We start from the raw sequence: 19,107 nt of genomic DNA, 5'->3' as shown, positions 1-19,107 counted from the left end.
CCCAACTGCTCCATGACGCTCACCAGCCACGCGATCGTGTTGTTGGCCAAACTTTTCAGCGGATTTACCGTTCGCTGGGTCGATTGCCAGCCTGACACGTGCCAACGTATCTATTTTGCCAATCACACTAGCCACTTAGATGCGGTGGTGTTGTGGTCGTCGCTGCCGCGCGAGCTGCGCAGCGTGACTCGACCGGTCGCGGCGAAGGATTACTGGACCGGCGGCTGGTTAAAACCGCATTTGGCCAAAAGTTTCAATGCGTTGTTGGTCGATCGCAAGGAGATCAAGGTTCACAAGAGCCCGATCGATATCATGTTGCAACAAATGGGCGACGTGTATTCGCTAATCATGTTTCCTGAGGGCGGACGGTCGGCGAACGAGGATGAAATGGGGAAGTTTAAAAGTGGTCTGTTCTATATGGCGAAGAAACGTCCCGACCTTGAATTGGTTCCCGTCTATATTGACAACGTCAATCGTATCTTGCCGCGCGGCGAAGTGTTGCCGGTTCCCCTGTTGTCATGCATCACGATTGGACCGCCTATCTTTTTAGAAGCTGGCGAGCCAAAGAATGATTTTTTAGCGAGGGCTCGCTCGGCTGTGTTGAGGTTGAAAGAGAAGTAGTGCGACTGGACATCTTTGCGAGCGAGGGAATGTTTTGAAGGTTGGAAAACCGAATCCGACGGCGACCCTGTTTGGGTTTTCCTTCCTAAGCACTGCCGCTTACGTCCTGACTCGTGCTCTTGGCGTCAGCCTGTTGATGGCACGGGTCGGCAGTGAAGCCTTGCCGCTTGCTTTGAGCGCGTCGGCGATTGCGGTGATTGCAATTTCCTTTCTGACGCGATTTGCTGTTCGCTATGCGAATCATCGTCTTTGCTTGATGGTGACTTGGTTTGCGCTGGGCGTTGTAACACTGATACTGTCGTTGAAGATTGTGACGATGCCGTATTCGTTCGTCGTGGTTGGGACGATCTTTGTTTTGGCGGAAGTCCGTGGCTGTTTGAATACGGTCTACTCCACGACTATGGCGAACGATTTTTTTGCCGACTCGACCACTGCTCGACCGTTTGTATTGGTATTTGCGGGGGCACCGATTGCCGGGATCTTAGCCGGGTTTCTGCTGTCTTACGAAGCTTCTGTTATTTCCGCGACAACTTGGTTGGCGGTCATTGCGGGCTTGGATGCCATGACAATGTTGTTGTCGTGTTTCTTGCCGGATTGGACGCAGCCGAAGAACGAAGCTCTGAGCGTCTTAAAAGCTCCTCCGAAAACGTCCAACCGTTTGCAACACTATCGTTACCGGTTGGCGGCACTCGTTGCCTTGAAAGTGATTGTACTGACGCTGGTGGGCTATCAATGGAATGTTGTGGTCAATGATTACTTGTTGTCAGAAGAAAAGATGATTCGCTACTTTGCAGCGTTCTACGCGATCAGCGATGGATTGATTTTGCTGATCCAGCTTGCAGCCTCCGGTAAGCTGCTCGATCGGTTCGGCATTGGCGTGCCGCTAAGGATGTATCCGGTTTGCCTGGCGGTGATGGGACTCGCCGCAGTGGCGTCAGATTCTTTACCGATGTTGATGCTTGTGTTCACCGTCGGCAGCGGTCTGAACGTGTTGCGGCGGGCACTTCATGATCCGGGTTTGGCCGCGGCCTACTCAATCTTGGATCCACGGATACGTTCGGAAACGATTGTTTTGGTGACGGGGATGATCAAGCCGTTTGCGGAGTTCATCGCAGCATTGGGGCTGCTTTTCTATGCCGACTTCGTGACCGCTAATGTTTTGACTTGGGCTTGGATCGGGCTTTTGCTGCCTTGGTTCTATTTTGCTAACTGGGTGTCGCGGAGGTTTGTCACGGTACGTGACGCATCGCCAAGCTAGTTCGGTAGTATCCAGCACAATGATCCAGTGGTGCGACCGCTGATGAAACGCTGCCACCAACCTGCTCATTGTCGAAGCGAATCTCGATGACTGCTCCGTCCCGGCGGAGTGTTTCACTGGCAGGTAGATCTGGAACAGCAGTTGGCGATCACGAAACTCGCTCAACGGATCAATCGGCCCCTCGATATCGATTCGCATCGCGAATTCGTTCACCAGACACTGGTCAACCGGCAGCGTTTAAGCGGCAGATTTGGCACCCGACGAGGCGGATTTGCCAGTAGTCCCAAATTGAACTTCAGCAATGAACTGGCAACGGTTGATGCCATTGAATTGATGCAGACCTACGGCGTTCCCGATGGCGTGCGGATCGACGCCTTACGTTCTTACCTGCGACCAACCCCGCATGATCAATGGTCACGACTACACAGCCATAGCTGCGTTCGAGTTGCAAGCTTGCAACGACTACAGAGCTTGCCTGATGTTCGGCCCATCCATTGGTTGGACTACTTTCGTTACGAGCAAAACCTGATGATGGCGGTTCTGTTCACGCTCGTCTGTGTTTTCGCGACCCTTGGCGCGTCAAAAGACGGATCAAAGGAAAAGAGGGTAGAAGAGAACTAACGAATCCGAAATTCTTACGTCGCCACTGATTTGTCCGAGGGCGGTTTCTTCGACTCGGGTGCATACGAGAAATGAGTCGTTTGCTCCGCCGGGGCGAGCCCGGAGCGGAGGCCTGAAAATCAGGAATGTAGATGGGTAATTCTTGAGTCTGCGTTGTAGCCGCCACTTGTGCGCTCCGACCGGGGCGAGCCCGACGGAAGCGAGGAGGAAGCGCGGTGCCGATCCAAGGGAAGCTGATATCGTGAGTGATTGCTTCCGTCCGGGCTTGTCCCGGCGGAGCAAACAACTGGCAGCTACTAACGCTAAACTAAAACCGAACCGTCCTATATTCCCTTTCGCGATCTCCGCTCCGGGCTTGCCCCGGCGGGATCAACGACTCGGCTTGGCACCCGCGCATGGAACCAATTTACACAGCCGACAAAACCACCGCAGCGTACCAACTCAATTGGTCACTCGCGCTGTTCGGGAAATCGGACCTATCAGATCAATCTGCTTGGCTCGAAGAACTGCAAGCGGCCACGGAAGCCGATGGTGTGCGAATTCTTTCAGCCAATGCTCGGTCTGAAAACACAATTCAATTCCTCGCCAGTACCCGTCCTGAATCATCGCCTTCAGATATTGTTCGCAGTGTTAAAGGTCGCTTGCAGTATCTAATTCGCGACCAAAACCCGAAGGCGTTCCGTCGCAATTACCACATCCAAAGCGTCGGCGAAGCAAACTCAAATGTCCTGGATCAGTACGTCGCTGGGCAGACCGCGAAGCATCCGATTGCCGACGACGCGGTTCAGGCACGAATCGAAGCCGCGCAGTTCCATGACGAATCCGTTGATCTCTCGAAAACCTCGATAGGCACTTACGGAAAATACCTAAACTCGCTGCAAGTCGTCGTGGAGAATGCAGAAAGCTGGCACGAGGTGCGCGATTCTCAATTGCAGCGAGTGCGTCGCGTGATTGTTCGTGCTTGCGAGAAGAAGCCGTGGCGATTGTCTCGCATTGGATTGTTGAGCAACCATGTGCATGTGCTGCTCGGTGCTGATGTGACGGATTCTCCACAGTCGGTGGCGTTATCGCTGATGAACAATATCGCGCATGTGTACGAGATGAAACCGATCCTGAAGTTCAGCTATTATGTCGGGACGTTTGGTGGGTATGATCGCGGGGTGGTGCGGAAGCTTGAGTCGTGAGTCGTTGGCTCCGCCGGGACAGCCCGGAGCGGAGGCCTGAAAATTCAGAATTTATGATTGTTTTTGGCGTTGGCTGGTAGCCGCCAGTTGTGCGCTCCGTCCGGGGCGAGCCCGGCGGAAGCGGGGAGGAATCGCAGGGGAAGCTGATTTCGCGAGGGACTGTTTTCGTCCGAGCTTGCCTCGGCGGGACCGCAACTGATGGTTACCGAGCGAACAAGTTGAGGTGGTGCCGTTTTAGAGGGCCATGGCACCCGGCAAAGGCAACGCCGTGAAGAGATTTTATCCAGTAAAAGCCCATTGTTTTGTTTAGCCGCGTGGGCATCGCCCCGCGCGTCCACGCTGAACGAAACGCGCGGGGCGATGCCCACGCGGTTAAACAATTTAGAAAAGCTTCACAGCGTTACGGCAAAGGGCTGTCAGTGCTACGCGGCTAGATTGGCTGGTTTGCGATGCATTCATGGCACCATCTAAAGCTGGACGATCGGTATCGTGTTGCGGCTGGTGATCTCGTATTAGCTGATGTTGGTGTTCGGAATGGCGTAGTCCAGCTAGTTCTTCGGCCAAAAAAAAGCCCCGCAGTTTTCACTGCGAGGCTTTCGTTTTCTATCAGTCACTCACTTTGAATGACTGTTCGGGATGGATGGTATTAACCACCACAGCTAGTGCAACCAGCACCAGTTTGCATCGAGCTTCCGCCCATCGTGCTGCTGCCGCCATCAATGATGGTGCCGCTGCTGATGCCCGGTGACGACATTACTGGTGAAGAAATTACAGGAGACGACATCGCAGGTGCAGTGTTGTAGCTGTATACCGGGACCTGAACGGTCGATGGCACTTGCTTGCACACTTGCACTTGAACGGTGCGAGTCGATTGAACGGGAACGCACACGGTGTAGTTTTCCGGCACTTGCTCGGTGACGTTGTCATAGACAGTCACGTTGTAAGATCGGGTACGCTGCTCGGGTACGTTCACGGTGAAGTTCACTTGACGGCTTCGCGTTTGCGATTCCATTCGAGTGCGATTGACGGTACGAGTACGTTGCTCGGTCGTCATGGTCGTTTGAGGAACCATGCGGGTGCGAGTTTCCATACGAGTACGTGTGACAGGCACCATGCGGGTGCGAGTTTGAGTCGTCATCGTTGTGACAGGAACAGTACGGGTGCGAGTTTCAGTGCGAGTCTTTTGCACTTGGTAACTACGAGTCCGTTGTTCTTGACGTGTCTTCTGAACCGTGACCATTCGAGTCCGTTGCTGAGTCGTCATGACGGTGTAAGGAACCGATCGAGTACGAGTTTCAGTTCGGGTGCGAGTGACAGGCACAGTGCGAGTTCGCGTTTGAGTCGTCATCGTGGTGACTGGAATTTCGCGGGTGCGAGTTTCAGTGCGGCAACGACGAACGGGAACTTGACGAGCACGAGTTTCAGTGCGGTACTTGGTGACGGTGTAGTCGCGCGAGCGTTGCTCGGTTCGACAACGTTGAACCTGAACCGCACGCATGCGTTGCTCGGTCGTGTACTTGGTCACGTTGACCGTACGCGAACGAGTTTCGGTGCGAGTCCGGGTGACAGGAACCATTCGCGTTTGCGTTTGGCACGTGTACTTGGTGACCGTGTAGGTGTACGGTTCTTGGCTGCACTGAGTTTGATACGTGGTGCAAGGAACTTGTTCGCAAACAACGTTTGGAACCCAAACCTTTTTGTAACAAACGGTCGGGCAAGCTGGTTCAGGTGCACATCCGCAACTGGATTCGCAACCGCCACTGCTTCCACAACTGCTGCCGCAGGATGAACCGCCGCCGCATCCGTTTCCGCCTTTGCAACCGAGCAATCCGCCAAGCAGACCACCCAGAACACCGCTGCGACGTCCGCCGCTGGCGTAACCGCCACCGCCGTAGTTGCTGCTGTAGGACGATCCGCCACCGACGGTGACAGGAACGCTTTGGTAACTGCCCATGTCACGGCTAACCGTACGCATGGTAGTTACCGGAACTCGCTTGCTGACCGTTCGGTAAGCAGTGCGGGTTTCCTGAACTGGTACTCGAACGGTGTAGTTTTGAGCGACTTGCTCGGTGTAAGGAACTTGCACCGTGTAGTTCTGCTGAACTGCTTCGGTGTAAGGAACCGTGACCGAGTAAGGTTGCTGTACCGTTTCGGTGTAAGGAACGTTAACGCTGTAAGTTTGCGTTTTCGTTTCTGTGTAAGGAACCTGAACGCTGTAGTTCTGCGTCACCATTTCGGTGTAGGGAACGCTGACTTGATAAGTCTGCGTTCGCGTCGAAGTGACGGGCACGTTGACGGTGTAAGTCTGTTCGACATTTTCGGTGTAAGGAACGCTAACGGTGTAGGTTTCTTCGCGAGTTTGTTGAACAGGAACCTGAACCGTGTAAGCCTGTTCGACTTGCTCGGTGTAAGGAACGTTGACCATGTAGTTTTGCGTTTGCGTTTCGGTGTAAGGAACACTGACCGTGTAAGTCTGTTCGACTTGCGAGGTTTGTGGAACTTGAACCGTGTACGTTTGCGCAACTTGCTCGGTGTACGGAACCGATACTTGGTAGGACTGCTGAACTTGCGTTGTCACAGGAACCTGAACCGTGTACGGCACTTCCTCGGTGTAAGGAACAGCAACTTGAACGGTGTAGTTCTCGGTACGCGTTTGCGTTTGCGGAACGTTGACCGTGTAGGTTTGCTGGCGTGTTTCGACGCGTGCGACGCGGCGAGTAACGCTGCGCATGCGTGTTTGAGTTTGACGTTGGTACGTCGTCACAGGAACTTCGCGAGTTTCGGTGACCATTTGCGAACGCATTACCGTTCGCGTTTCATAGCTGACTGATGGTCCGCAAGCGCCACCGGCACCAAGCGAAGCACCCGAACCGGCACCATCGACCATGCCGTAGCTGGACGACATGCCGCCGGCACCGCCGGTGCAAGCACCAGATCCGCTGCTGCAAGGGTCGCAGCCACAGTTTCCAGCCGCACTGATGCTGGCTGTCGTCAACAGGAATGCCGACGCGTAGAACAATTGAGAAATCCACTTCACAGTAGAAATCCTCCATAGGGGAAAAGAAACGAGTTTCAAACGTTTTTGCGTGCCGTGCTGTACATGGCGTCGGACATCCGCATCCCCCGAGCGGTTTTTGCTCTGCATAATGCAGGGCGGTTTTTGCTCTGCATAATGCAGGGCGGTTTTGCTCTGCATAATGCCGAGCGGTTTTGCTCTGCATAATGCCGAGCGGTTTTGCTCTGCAAATCAATGCAGGGCGGTCCCCAAACCCTGCTGGGTCAAAGGACTACTCGATAGTAGGTCAAACGCTGTTCAATACAATCGTTCACTACTACGAAAGCAAAAAAAAGACGGCCCCATCCGCTGACGGGGCCGCCTTTGTGCTCTTTTGGCTCAGAAACCATCGTTTTTCAACGATGATTCCATCCGAATCAACTAGCGAGTTCGGTAGATCTGGCTTGGCTGGATGTTGCTCGGGTAGCTTTGACGTGGTGCCGGTGGAGCCATCGTTCGTCCATTGCTGGAAGTCGCGGGAACCGTGGTGGTCTTAGGCTTTACGGCGGTCTTTTCGTTGATCAGGTTCCATCGCTTGCCATTCAAACCCGATGCCGGATTCCAATCCAAGCCGGGAACGAACATGATCGAAGAAATGTTCGACCCGTTGATCGTTGCAGTGCCCCATTCGGTTTCGACCGTTACCAATTTTACGTCGGTTGCACCGGTGATCGAGTCACCATTAAGCATCACAACGGTTGTCGAGGCATTTTCAGCCGAAGCAAAACGGATGCCTGCGACTTCGGAAAGTGGAATGCTGGCTCCGCCAAACGAGGTTTGCATTTCAAGGGTCGTCGCGTCGGTCAATGTGCCTTCCAGCCGTGTCTTGCTGAGCAAGTCAACCGAGACGCTAAGCGGACGAATTTTGGGGGTGGACGCAACGGCGCGTGCTACTGGCTTGGCCTTGGCGATCGCTGCCTTCTTGCCATCTTTGTCTTGAGCTTGCAGGCTGCCAAACGTCAGGGCGGCAATCGCGAGCGAAGCGATCAGCGATCGTGTTCGGAAAGTTGACTTCATGGTGGTTACTCTTTCGGTTTCAATCTGGATGAAAAACACAGGTGTTGGATCAAGACACGTACCAGTGTCTTACTGGGACGCGTGTTCAGTAAACATTCACGCAACCCATTGAAACCCCGAAGCTAGTTCGTGTTTTCAAGTAGGCGAACAAATACTGATTAACCAGCCGAGGGATTCACAACCGATGCCTTCACAATCGTTAGATCCCGCATATTCGTCAGGCGATCGCATCGCTCGTGCTAGAGGATTTTTCAGCACAACATCATTTGCGAAAAATTTTGAATACCAATGATGCGACTAAGGAACGTGCGATTTCTTATAGTCGTCTTTCGCTCCGCGAAAGTAGTAGATTCGCTACTTTCGCGGAGCGAAAGGCGACACTAACTTCCCCGATCGTTGCTATAGCACCACCACGTGTTGATAGATGGTCCAGTAGTGCGCGAGTGCCGCCATGATCACGAACAAATGCCACATCACATGCATGTAACGAACTTTGCGATCGTTGATCAGGAATCCAACGCCAACGGTGTAAAGAATACCGCCAATGAACATCCACATTACGACGTTCCCCGGTACGCGGCCGATCAGCGGAATTGCGGGTAGCCAACCCAGTGCAAGGTAGGTGACGGTGCTGATTGAATTGACGCGATGCTTCAACGCCACCTTCCCCAGAAAACCGTATCCGGCCGCAATCCACACCGCCCCCAACAACCACGGTCGAACGCTGTCATCGGCGAAACGATAAATCAGCGGCGTGTAGGTACCGGCGATCATGGTATAGATGACAGCCTGATCCCAAGAACGCAATCGAATCAATAACGGGCTGGGACGCACCAAATGCGACAGCGTCGAACAGGTAAACGTCCCAAAAACCGAGGCCATGTAGGCACCGCACGCCAACATCATCCCGGTGGTCTGCGTCGCCGCCAACAACGGAATTGCGACTGCAATCGTTCCAATCGCAGCCAACCCGTGCGTCAATGCGTTCGCCCATTCCTGACCAACCTGCCACGGCGTGTCATCGAAAACTGTCTCTAAATCGACGGATGAATCGCCTGCGAACTGTTCTTCCACGAAACAAACAATCTGGTTTTGGTGATCGCGATGCAAATCCAGTACAATGAACTTGCGTAAAGTCCGGATGATACTCGCTAGGGATGGATCGATGCAGGAGTGGTCAGAACAACTCAGGCATGGGCGGCCAAATCGACAACGCGAACAGCGAATCGCCGACGTGCTGGGAAAGGCAACAGTGGACGACCCGGATGCTTGGCTGAAATCTTCCAAGACCTTGATCGCGTTGACCAGCAGCCGGCTTGGACATCGCTCTGAAATCCATTGGCACGTCTGTCGATTTTTATCGCGGAGCATTTTGGATTGTCGTCGCCGTGACGCAATTCTGTTGGTCGCGTCTGGTTCGGCGATCGAGCCCTGGGCGATTCGAGCTGCTGAACTTTTTGATGCGCCGGTTGTTCGTATTGCTGTCGCTAGCGAGAAGTCTTCGAATCAGCGCTGCGAAAAAACACACGCTGAAATCTCGATTGGATCGGAAGAGCAGTCGCTTTCTCGTGATCAGATTTTGTTAGAGATTGCCGACCGAATCGATGCAGTCCATGTGCGACGGGGCGGTCGCATTTCGGCAGCGTTGCGGTCTCGCATGTTGCGATCCAATGATGCGTCGATCCGCGTCGCGATCCCGCCGGCCAGTGTTTCCAAATCGCTGAAGTCCGACGCGGCCGCATTGGTCCAAGCCGGTGCAGTCGGCTGGTTCGATTTCAGCATCGATTCGGAAAAGATTGCTGCTGAATCGTCCACGTCATCCACGTCGTCCGAGGAATTCAGTTTCCAAACTGACGCTTCCTGGGCAACGCAATCGGGACAATGGTTGATTCATTGCACGCGCGCCCCGACGGGACCATGGCCTGACCAGACGATCAATCAATACCGCGATTCGATGATCCTTGGTGATCGGTCTGTTTTGAATCGCCAACCGCTCGATTCGCTGCAACAGATTCTAAGAAGCGGTCGTTTGGTAGCGTCATCGGTTGCCACGTCCAAAAATTACCCGGTGGTCTGCCTGACTGAAAACACATTATCACTTACGTTGTCTCAGCGTTGTTTTCGTCCCCACTTGGGCCGATGGGATTATGAACCATTCGGTGTCGCGATTCGCAGATCCGCTGCCACAGCGATGGGGTGTCAACCAGTCATCTACGGCCAGCCAGCAATGAAGACGAAACTAAAACCCGATGATCGATTTCGATTTCACCCCGTCGGTAAAACTTATGACTGGCGAAAGGAGCGTGAATGGCGGTGTCCCGGCAGCTTAGATTTGCAGGCGATCCCGAGCGAGGATCTTCATGTGTTTGCACTGAGGTCGAATGAGGCCGAGAATCAATTGGCGGATAGCCCGGTACCCGTTACGTGGATTGATCGAAAAAAGAACGTTCAGAATTTACACACGCCTTGCCAGTATTCGTAAACTAGGGCACGCTGAACCCCTACGATTTTCTCTATTGTTGCTTTCCGCATCTTGGATATGCCCCTTGTTTAGTGACGGCTCATCAGTGTCTAGCGACGGCGCGTCTGCGTCTAGCGACGGCGCGTCTGCGTTTAGAGACGCCCCATCTGAGTCTCAAGACCCTCCTTCAAGTGAAAAGTCACTTGTTTCTGAACATCAACCCGAGCTTGGGAATGACAGACCTCGCATCGGCAACCAAGATGCAAGCGTTTCTCCTTTTGAAGACGCCAAGATCACAGAATCGCTACGCAAATTAGATCAAGTCCGTTCCCGCTTGCAAAACATCATCCGCGGTAAAGCGGATGTGATCGAGTCTGTGCTTACCGCGATGCTGGCCGGCGGTTCAGTATTATTGGAGGACGTTCCGGGAGTCGGCAAAACGACGCTCGCAAAATCGCTTGCCTCGTTGATCGATTTGAAGTTTGCTCGCGTTCAATGCACGCCGGATTTGTTGCCAGCCGACATTTTGGGAAGTTCGGTTTTTCAACCTGCGACCGGCAAGTTTGAGTTTCGGCCCGGCCCCATTTTTTGTGATCTACTGATCGCAGATGAAGTCAATCGCGCGTCACCTCGGACCCAAAGTGCGCTGTTGGAAGCAATGGCGGAATCGCAGGTCACCATTGACGGAAATCAATACGAACTGAAGCAACCTTTCCTGGTCATCGCGACGCAAAACCCCAGTGGCTTTGAGGGCACGTTCCCGCTGCCCGAATCCCAGCTTGATCGTTTCTTGCTACGTCTTTCCATGGACTACCCCGATGCGGAAAGCGAGATCGATTTGCTGATGGAAGCGAAGGATGAATTAGTATCAGACGAAGGGAGGGACGATGGCAGCCGTCATCAACCCGTGATGGATCGTTCCGAATTGTTGACGCTTCAATCAGCGGTCAGGCAGATTCATGTGGAACGTAAGGTCGCCAGCTACGTCGTGGATCTAGTCGGCTCGACACGTCGCGATTCTCGGATTCGCGTTGGGTGCAGTCCGCGTGGGTCCAAAATGTTGCTGCAAGCGGCCAAGGCAAAAGCAATGTTGTCACAACGCAGCTTTGTGATTCCAGATGACGTTCAATCGCTGGCTGTGTCAGTGATCGCACACCGCTTGGTTCCCCGAAGCGGCGTGGGATCGAGTTCGAGTGCGATGCGGATCGTCGAAGATATCTTGCAGAAGACTGACATCCCCGTTTAGGCGAAAACATGCACGCTGGACGCCGCGTTTGGAGGTTGCTGTGGATGCCCGTTTCGCTACTGGTGGGCATTCGTCGATCGATGACCGGAGCCTCGGCGTCATTGCTATTGATCGCAATTGTTTCGCTGAACATTGTTTGGGGTTACCCGTGGATGGGCATGTTTGCGGCCACGTCCACGATGCTGGTCATTGGCATTATCGTCAACCGCTTGCTTGGACCAAGATTGGCGGTGCAATTGTCGCTGCCCAATTATGCAGTATCGGGTGACTCGTTCTCGGTCACGATGCACCTGCACCATCGCGGTCGATTGCCAACGTTTGACAACCGAATTGGATTTGAGAATCAGCCGAGTCGATTGCTTTCGAACCGTGAACGGTCAATCGTTCCATGCGATCAACAGAGCTTTCAGATGGTTCCGTTTATTGAAGCAAACGGACGGCTTCAAACCCATGTTTCGCTCAAAGGATTCAGACGCGGTATTCACATTTTGCCGCCAGTCGAAGCGACGACTCTGTTTCCGTTTCATCTGTTTGAGTGCAAGAGAGCGTGGGATGGTAACGCATCGATCGCCATCGCTCCCGCGCCTTTGGATCGTGATAAGGACGTGATGTGCGGAGCTTTGATCGATCAAATCAGTCGCTGGACTCGGCGATGGCAATCAGGCGACAGCTTTGATTTCGCAGGCAATCGCGAGTATGAAGTTGGAATGCCGGTTCGACGCTGGGACTTTCGTTCGTGGGCCAGGCTTGGGCGACCGATCGTGCAAGAATTCCAAAGCCCTTCCACGCGGATGGCAACCATTATTGTTGATTCGTCCGTTGATACTTCGATTCATAGCGATAAGTCCGTTAAAGAACAGGAAGCTGATTTTGAACAGCTATTGCGATGGGTCGCTACCGCCATCGAGCACTGGAGCCGGTTGTCGGTGGCAACTCGCATGTATGTTTCAAGTGAACCTGCATCCGCGTTTCTAGGGTCCGACTATCTTGGCGTTTCTGACTTGCCAAAATTGATGGTGCAATTGGCTGCCGCTACAATGATCGAAGCCAATGAAAGTGAGCGACGGATTGAAACGGTTCTTGGCAATGTTGATCCCAAGTCGGTGATCTTGTTTACCGTCCGAAAAAGATTTGGCCCAAACCAAGGGGACCAGGACGTAGGAATGACCCATCAGACCGAATACCGGGATAGTTCGATTGGGCAAGTGAACATCGTTCGCTACGAATCGGAACCCAAGCTGCGTGGTAATGCAGTACCCGACTTGGCTGAAGTGAGGGATGCGTCATGAATCGGTCGGTACGTGTACTGGGAATGATCGTTGCCGCTCAGGCTGCACTGGTTTGTTCGACCTTCGATGAATGGATCACGTTGGGAGGTTTCTTTGCCTTAGCAATCGCCCTGGTTATGGGGATTCATGGCAGTGGTTTGATTCGGAAGCAAGCCAATCATGATTTCGACGTGAGATCACCATTGAAGCCACTATCGGTGATGGTGGGAATGCTGATCATCGCGGTCATTTCGATTGCTTGGCGGGTTCCCGGCAACCTGGGCGAAGGCGGGAACGTGGTCGCAGTCGCGGTGGATACGCTGGCCCATTTTTCTCTGCTGACAACGTTAATGCTATGGTCGCTTCGGCCGTCACGAGGACACGCGCTGATGCCATTCCTTGGCTTGACGGTCGTTTTACTGTGCGTGGCATCCGGGGGCGTCAGCCGTTCGCTTCAGGCGCAGACAACCGTCGGCGTTTTTGCTTGTCTGGGATTCTTGTCGGTAACAAAGATCGTTTTCCCGCAGCGAGCGTCGCGTGGAGCTGAGGGACAAGCCATTCAAATCGCAGAGAGCACTGAGAAGCATTTAAGCCAGGCATTTAGACAACGTCGCGTTGTCATCATCGCAACTGCGACTGCCCTGATGATGGTCACTGGTGCGGTCGCCAGCGTGACGGAGATGTTTTTACCTTCGATTCAAAACGATTTGCAGAAACGATTGCGATCAACCATCGAGGTGGTTGAGCACAATCGTTTGGTCGGCGGAATGAGGTATGTGCGTGGCAGCAGCTTAGGTTCAATAAGACAGCATTTGACGATCGATCCACAAGCTGTCGTGATGGTGATTCTCTCAAACCAGCGCCCGGGTTACTTAAGAGGCAATGTTTTTGACCTGTATCGAGATTCACGTTGGTACAGCGTTACCGAACAAATCCCCAGCGATGACCTGCTCGATTCTCCGCTCGCTGATCGATCCGTTTCGCCCAGTGGACGTGGGCGAGTCCAACTGAAATCAAATTCGGGCGCAAAGCTAAATCGATTCGAGCTTGCACCTGTGGCTTCAGGCAGACAAGCGCAGATGGAAATTGTTGGTGATCCGATGCGCGGCAACAACGCTTTTGTGCCGCTTGGAACTCGCTGGATGGAAGCAAGAAGCTATTCGCTAACCATCACTTGTCATCAAGCAATACGAGTGGGGGTCGATACCAGCAAACCGTACGTCGTCGGGGCTGAATCTGGTCCAGCAGAAGTGACGTTGTCCGAGACCGAGCGCATGCTTTTGACAGAAGTTGCACCGCAGCAGCGGGAGGGACTAACCCTGATCGCGGATACTGTTTTTGCGAATACGCAATCAACAAAAGAGAAAACGGATGCAGTCGCAGCTTACTTCCAATCCAATTTTTCATATGGCTTGGAATCGATCCGCCGTCCGCCCAACGTTGATCCAGTTTTGCATTTTTTGAACAGTCGCCATCCGGCGCACTGCGAGTACTTTGCGACCGCGACCGTGCTTTTGCTTCGAGCCGCCGGTGTCCCGAGTCGATATGTCGTGGGCTACGCTGCCGACGAAGAGAGTGACGATCGGGACAGATGGCTGGCGCGCAATCGCGACGCACACGCCTGGGCCGAAGCCTACGACGACGCGGCGCGGCGTTGGTTCGCAGTCGAATCAACCCCCGGACGTAGCTACCAGAGTGTTTCGCCACCGGATGTGTTGGCATCCCAAACCGAAATTGATGCAGGACTTGCTGGTGAATCGGATTCGGGCGGTGGTGTCAGAGGGTTTCTAAGCAACATGTGGGGTTATCTGTTTTCGATACGAGCAACCGACACGTTCTTCGTGATTTTCCGATACGGCCAAGTCGCGATTCTGATTGGGTTGATCGGTTGGTTGGTTGGACGGCTTAGGAGAGCCAACGAGACACCAGGTGAAGTTGCCGAGCGGGTTTGTCGGAAAATGTTGGCTCGTGTGGATCGCATGCTTGGCCGCAAAGGATTTGTTCGCGAACCAAGTGAATCGCTTTATCAATTTGCGAACCGCGTTGAGCTGGAAGTGTCCCAGCCGACGAATCAATTAACCGAAGCAAAACAAGCAAAAACCCTTCGAGCAACCCAGTGGCTTCGGAGTTTTGCAGACGCACGCTATCAGGGAATCATGCCGCAAAATTGGATGGGATAGACTGTTTGACCGCGTGCGCATCGCCCAATGGCACTTGCTAAAAACATTGAACTGCCCCGGAGGGGTAATAGCACTTTGCCGGTGGCCAACGGCCACCGGTAATCGACCAGAAAACATGACTTGCCCCGGAGGGGTAATCGATCCGATAAATGCTCGCTGCCGCCCCTGCCGGGCAACGCTATGAAGGGTTTCTAAATTGTTTAACCGCGTGGGCATCGCCCCGCGCGTCCATGCGGTGCGAAAAGTAGCATGGCGGCCCCCCGCCGTGGACACACCCCGCGCACTGTGGGGCCGCACGACACGCGGGGCGTTGCCTGGGCTGATGAAAATGCGGTGGGTGATGTTTTTCGCGAACCAGTCGAACATTGCAAATTGCAAAATGAACATTGCAAACTGAAAATTCTTGGGAAGCGGTATTTGCTGGTCAATTTACATTTTTCAGTGTTCATTTTGCAATCAACACCGAGGCCGGTCAGCCACAAATCCCCAAAGCCGTCCAGTTTCCCTCCACGCAAACATTTTCGTCAGCCTAGGCGTTCCCCAAGCGGCTAAACGGGCCAGCGCCGCTTTCAGCTAAGCGTTTTCCGGTTTTCCATTTCCGACGTACGCGTTCCGATAGGTGGTAGGCGTAGGCGAAAGCAGGTTCCGCTGACATTCTCGGGCTGCACGATGTCAATCTCTCCACCGTGTTCACGCATGATTTTCGCGCTAACGGGCAATCCCAGGCCTGTTCCACGCATCCCTTTACGAGATTCAAAGAGCGAGAAGATCTTCTCGCGATCCTCCGGTGCAACGCCTGGTCCGTTATCAACGACATCGATCATCCATCCCGTTTTAGGATCAAAGGTCGTTTGCACGAATACCTTCGGCGATTCTTTGATTTCCTGATCCTCTGAATCGTCTGAATCGAAATCATCCTCCACCGCCATCATTCCTGACGCGGCATCGATCGCATTGGTGACCAAGTTCATGATTGCGCGATGCATCCCGTCTTGGTCAAACGAGGCAACGGGTAGGTCAGTCCCCAAGTCGCTGCCCAATTCGACACCCAATTCGCCAGCGCGAGCCTGCATCAATTCCAACACGTCGTGAACCGTCTCGTTTAGGTCGGCGTCAACTCTTTCTGGTTCGCGTTCTTTGCTAAACGTCAGCATGTCCATGACCAGATTTGAAATTCTTTCCTGGTTGCGATCAACGATGCTCCATCCCCGGCGGACTGCATCGGTGTCATCACGTCCGAGTCCCGATTCGATCAAGTAACTGCCGCCACTAATGCCTTGCAGAATGTTTTTGATGTGGTGAGACAATGTTGCAATCGTTTGGCCCATCACTGCCAAGCGTTCACTTTGCACCAGCGCCGAGTAATAGGTGGTATCTTCGATGGCGAGTGCAGCTTGATGCCCGATCGCCGTGATCAATCGAAGGTGATCGTCATTGAAACGCTTTTTGTTTCCACTGGCGATCAGGTTTCCTGGTGTGGTGTAGGTGTCAACGTAAAGTGCGCCAACAATCCCGTAACGACCTTGAAGCGGGACGCACAAAGCTTCACGGACACCGGCGGTGACAATCGATGCCGCTGCGTCAAAACGAACGTCATCGCGAGCATCGCTGGTGCGGACGCCCTGCTTTTTTTCCATCACCCATTGCAGAATGGTTTGGCTGATGGAAATAGGTTTGCCGCGAACGGAGTTCTTTGCGTCATCGCGATCACAGCGAGCTGCCGCGCGAAGATCATCGCTTTCGTTATCACGCAACATGATGCAACCTCGGTCGGCTTCCACCCAATCGAAAACCAATCGAAGAACCCGATTCAAAACTTCGCCCAAGTCGTCGGTTCGACCAACGGCGATCGCGGTCAAGTACATCACTTCCAAAGATCGGTCCGCGTCGTTCAGCCCACTTTCGAGATGGCGTTGTTGGTCCTGGGATTGGGGACCTTGATCGTCGGCCAGAGATTGAACCGGAGATTCAAACGGCGCAACGCCTGCTTGCGAAAGAGAAGACACGATTCGGCTAGCGTCAACTTGGCTTTTTTGAACGATATCAACGCCATGCGCCGCTTCCATTTCCTTGCCGCTGCGAATTCTGCTTCCCGTCGCAAGGTAGCGAGAACCATCTTCGCTACTCGAAAGACTGGAAGTTGACGTCGTGTGCGTGGTGCCGGTAAAGATCAACAAGGTTGATCCGATTTCAATTCGATCACCGCTCGCCAGGCCCACTCGATCAATGGCCTTACCGTTGACCCGCGTTCCATTACTGCTGTTTAAGTCAACCAGTTCGAATCCATCGGTCGAATCAGAATGGATTTCGGCATGGTGACGCGACGATTCCGAATCTGAGAGCTGGATTTCACTATTTCGGTCACGCCCGATCTTGATTGCTCCCCGGGAAAGCTGAAAGTGCTTTCCTTGGTCTCGGCCACGGACAACAAACAAAGAGGCCATTGGGAAGTTTGAAGAGTGAAAGGTGAAGGGTGAAAGGCCGTCAACGGGAATTCTAGGGTTGGAAGGCGAGTGGTTAAAGATCATAAACGATTTGGCTGTTAAGATGAGACGGCAGCAGCTTTCACCCAACGCCGTGAGCAGTTTTGGTCCCGGAAAACACGTGTTTAGTTCGTTTAACCGCGTGGGCATCGCCCCGCGCGTTCGCGGCCGCACGACGCGCGGGGCGATGCCCACGCGGTTTAACAGCTTAGAAACCCTTCACGGCGTTGGCTTTCACTCCTCACCTTTCACTCTTCAAACTTCCTCCATGGTTCTTCCACCTCCGATTGAATCTGATGACGACCTTGCCGCGGCTGAACGTTTAGTCGACTCATGCAACCAAATTCGCCAACAAGTGGCTCGAGTTGTCGTGGGACAAGAAACGGTCTTAGAGCAATTGTTGATCGCGATTTTGTCCCGTGGCCATTGCTTGCTGGAAGGCGTTCCCGGCCTAGCAAAAACGCTGATGGTTCGCACGTTGGCCGAATCGATGGATTTGAAGTTCCGCCGCATCCAGTTTACGCCGGATTTGATGCCCGGTGACATCACGGGGACGGACATTATCCAGGAGGATCCGGAAACAGGTCGTCGAAAGTTTATTTTTGAGAAAGGGCCCGTGTTTACTCAGATGTTGTTGGCGGACGAGATCAACCGAACGCCACCAAAAACTCAAGCGGCATTGCTGGAGGCGATGCAGGAACACGAGGTCACCGCTGCGGGAAAGACCTATCGATTGGATGAGCCCTTCTTTGTTTTAGCGACACAAAATCCAATCGAGCAAGAAGGAACTTACCCGCTGCCCGAAGCACAGCGAGATCGGTTTTTGTTTCACGTCGTGGTCGATTACCCCAGTCGTGATGAAGAGTCAGAGATTGTCGATCGAACCACGTCCACCTTTGCTGCTGCGATCGATGCGGTGGTCAGTGGTGAGGACATCGTCGGTTTCCAACGCACCGTTCGTCGTGTTCCGCTACCAAAACATGTCAAGGATTGGGTTCTGGATTCGGTGCGCAGCGTCCGCCCTAAAGATCCTGATTGTCAGCCTTGGGTTCGGGAACTGATTCAGTGGGGCCCAGGGCCTCGCGCCAGCCAACAACTGGTGCTGGCCGCAAAATCGCGAGCGCTATTGAAGGGACGAACGCATGTAACAATTGATGATGTCCAAGCCCTGGCGCATCCGGTGCTGCGACATCGCATTGTCCCCACGTTCGCCGCGGAAGCGGACGGCATCACGGTCGATGATTTGATCAGCCGAATGATCGACGAACAAACGACTGGACCAGCGAAGGTTTTGTAGTGGTTTTTGAAAGGCCGTACCGCCCAACGCTGTGAAGGGTTTCTAAATTGTTTAACCGCGTGGGCATCGCCCCGCGCGTTCGGGCCAGCACGACGCGCGGGGCGATGCCCACGCGTTTAGGACCGAGCGGGGAATAAGTGTCGCCTTTCGCAGGTCATTTCGCAGGGAACGTCGTATTAGTTACTGCCGGATTGGTGTCGTCACTCATCCCAAGGGAAGTCGAACAAATAAATGCAAATTGTCGCTTATCGATCCGCGATCATAACGTTCGTAAATAGTCCCGGCGGGACGGAAGCTCTCTGCCGGGGATGTAAATCCCCGGATGGCAGCGTTATCTCTCACCAATTCTCTGGGTCGGTTTCGCGGCGTAGCCGCGAAACCGACCCAGAGAATTGATGTGGGGCAGCCATCCGGGT

At 53.6% G+C, this 19,107-nt stretch carries 13 protein-coding genes; 9 read left to right on the top strand and 4 right to left on the bottom strand.

The window, feature by feature from the left end; genetic code table 11:
* The first annotated feature begins 12 nt into the window (after positions 1-12).
* The 4 genes from RC85_RS06030 to RC85_RS06015 all read left to right on the top strand — a co-directional run bounded on the left by RC85_RS06030 (position 13) and on the right by RC85_RS06015 (position 3,684).
* Positions 13-621 (top strand): lysophospholipid acyltransferase family protein, encoded by a 609-nt coding sequence (locus RC85_RS06030; RefSeq protein WP_068259892.1) that lies wholly within the window; start codon positions 13-15, stop codon positions 619-621.
* A 34-nt stretch (positions 622-655) separates the two neighbouring features.
* Positions 656-1,879, top strand: a complete 1,224-nt coding sequence (locus RC85_RS06025) for a hypothetical protein (protein WP_068259889.1) — start codon at positions 656-658, stop codon at positions 1,877-1,879.
* Between the two features lie 141 nt (positions 1,880-2,020).
* Positions 2,021-2,500: a hypothetical protein gene (locus RC85_RS06020; protein ID WP_149752896.1), complete on the top strand. Its 480-nt coding sequence runs from the start codon at positions 2,021-2,023 to the stop codon at positions 2,498-2,500.
* 395 nt (positions 2,501-2,895) lie between these two features.
* Complete coding sequence (locus tag RC85_RS06015) at positions 2,896-3,684, top strand: transposase (RefSeq protein WP_068259883.1); 789 nt, start codon at positions 2,896-2,898, stop codon at positions 3,682-3,684.
* Between the two features lie 646 nt (positions 3,685-4,330).
* Here the strand turns inward: RC85_RS06015 and RC85_RS06010 are convergent.
* From RC85_RS06010 to trhA, 3 genes are all read right to left on the bottom strand, one after another.
* A complete protein-coding gene (locus tag RC85_RS06010) occupies positions 4,331-6,703 on the bottom strand; it encodes a hypothetical protein (RefSeq protein WP_476748591.1) in 2,373 nt (790 codons plus the stop codon).
* A gap of 417 nt (positions 6,704-7,120) precedes the next feature.
* Positions 7,121-7,756, bottom strand: coding sequence for a hypothetical protein (locus RC85_RS06005; protein ID WP_068259878.1), 636 nt, complete (start codon positions 7,754-7,756; stop codon positions 7,121-7,123).
* A gap of 399 nt (positions 7,757-8,155) precedes the next feature.
* On the bottom strand, positions 8,156-8,830 hold the full coding sequence (trhA, locus tag RC85_RS06000) for a PAQR family membrane homeostasis protein TrhA (RefSeq protein ID WP_068260054.1): 675 nt from the start codon (positions 8,828-8,830) through the stop codon (positions 8,156-8,158).
* A 91-nt stretch (positions 8,831-8,921) separates the two neighbouring features.
* Here trhA and RC85_RS05995 point away from each other — a divergent pair, with 91 nt between their 5' ends.
* The 4 genes from RC85_RS05995 (at position 8,922) to RC85_RS05980 (ending at position 14,911) form a co-directional block, all read left to right on the top strand.
* Positions 8,922-10,238, top strand: a complete 1,317-nt coding sequence (locus tag RC85_RS05995) for a hypothetical protein (RefSeq protein WP_068259875.1) — start codon at positions 8,922-8,924, stop codon at positions 10,236-10,238.
* Between the two features lie 85 nt (positions 10,239-10,323).
* Positions 10,324-11,463: an AAA family ATPase gene (locus tag RC85_RS26645; protein ID WP_420852604.1), complete on the top strand. Its 1,140-nt coding sequence runs from the start codon at positions 10,324-10,326 to the stop codon at positions 11,461-11,463.
* A gap of 44 nt (positions 11,464-11,507) precedes the next feature.
* Complete coding sequence (locus RC85_RS05985) at positions 11,508-12,752, top strand: DUF58 domain-containing protein (protein ID WP_160148174.1); 1,245 nt, start codon at positions 11,508-11,510, stop codon at positions 12,750-12,752.
* Positions 12,749-14,911, top strand: a complete 2,163-nt coding sequence (locus tag RC85_RS05980; RefSeq protein ID WP_084422387.1) for a transglutaminase-like domain-containing protein — start codon at positions 12,749-12,751, stop codon at positions 14,909-14,911. Before RC85_RS05985 ends, RC85_RS05980 begins: the two co-directional genes overlap by 4 nt.
* Before the next feature lie 569 nt (positions 14,912-15,480).
* Here RC85_RS05980 and RC85_RS05975 read toward each other — a convergent pair.
* On the bottom strand, positions 15,481-17,355 hold the full coding sequence (locus RC85_RS05975; protein WP_068259867.1) for an ATP-binding protein: 1,875 nt from the start codon (positions 17,353-17,355) through the stop codon (positions 15,481-15,483).
* A 307-nt stretch (positions 17,356-17,662) separates the two neighbouring features.
* On the opposite strand from RC85_RS05975, the gene RC85_RS05970 reads away from it, so the two are divergent.
* Positions 17,663-18,691: an AAA family ATPase gene (locus tag RC85_RS05970; RefSeq protein ID WP_068259865.1), complete on the top strand. Its 1,029-nt coding sequence runs from the start codon at positions 17,663-17,665 to the stop codon at positions 18,689-18,691.
* The last annotated feature ends 416 nt before the right edge of the window (positions 18,692-19,107 follow it).

This window comes from Rubripirellula obstinata, assembly GCF_001642955.1.
Classification (GTDB): domain Bacteria; phylum Planctomycetota; class Planctomycetia; order Pirellulales; family Pirellulaceae; genus Rubripirellula; species Rubripirellula obstinata.
The sequence above is the reverse complement of the archived record's forward strand: the minus strand, read 5'-3'. Positions and strand labels throughout refer to the sequence as shown.

Bases quoted from the DNA above. Each gene is read 5' to 3' on its own strand.
- RC85_RS06030 (WP_068259892.1), top strand. From the start codon at position 13: ATGACGCTCACCAGCCACGCGATCGTGTTGTTGGCCAAACTTTTCAGC.
- RC85_RS06015 (WP_068259883.1), top strand. From the start codon at position 2,896: ATGGAACCAATTTACACAGCCGACAAAACCACCGCAGCGTACCAACTC.
- RC85_RS06005 (WP_068259878.1), bottom strand. From the start codon at position 7,756: ATGAAGTCAACTTTCCGAACACGATCGCTGATCGCTTCGCTCGCGATT.
- RC85_RS05995 (WP_068259875.1), top strand. From the start codon at position 8,922: ATGCAGGAGTGGTCAGAACAACTCAGGCATGGGCGGCCAAATCGACAA.
- RC85_RS05985 (WP_160148174.1), top strand. From the start codon at position 11,508: ATGCCCGTTTCGCTACTGGTGGGCATTCGTCGATCGATGACCGGAGCC.
- RC85_RS05980 (WP_084422387.1), top strand. From the start codon at position 12,749: ATGAATCGGTCGGTACGTGTACTGGGAATGATCGTTGCCGCTCAGGCT.
- RC85_RS05975 (WP_068259867.1), bottom strand. From the start codon at position 17,355: ATGGCCTCTTTGTTTGTTGTCCGTGGCCGAGACCAAGGAAAGCACTTT.
- RC85_RS05970 (WP_068259865.1), top strand. From the start codon at position 17,663: ATGGTTCTTCCACCTCCGATTGAATCTGATGACGACCTTGCCGCGGCT.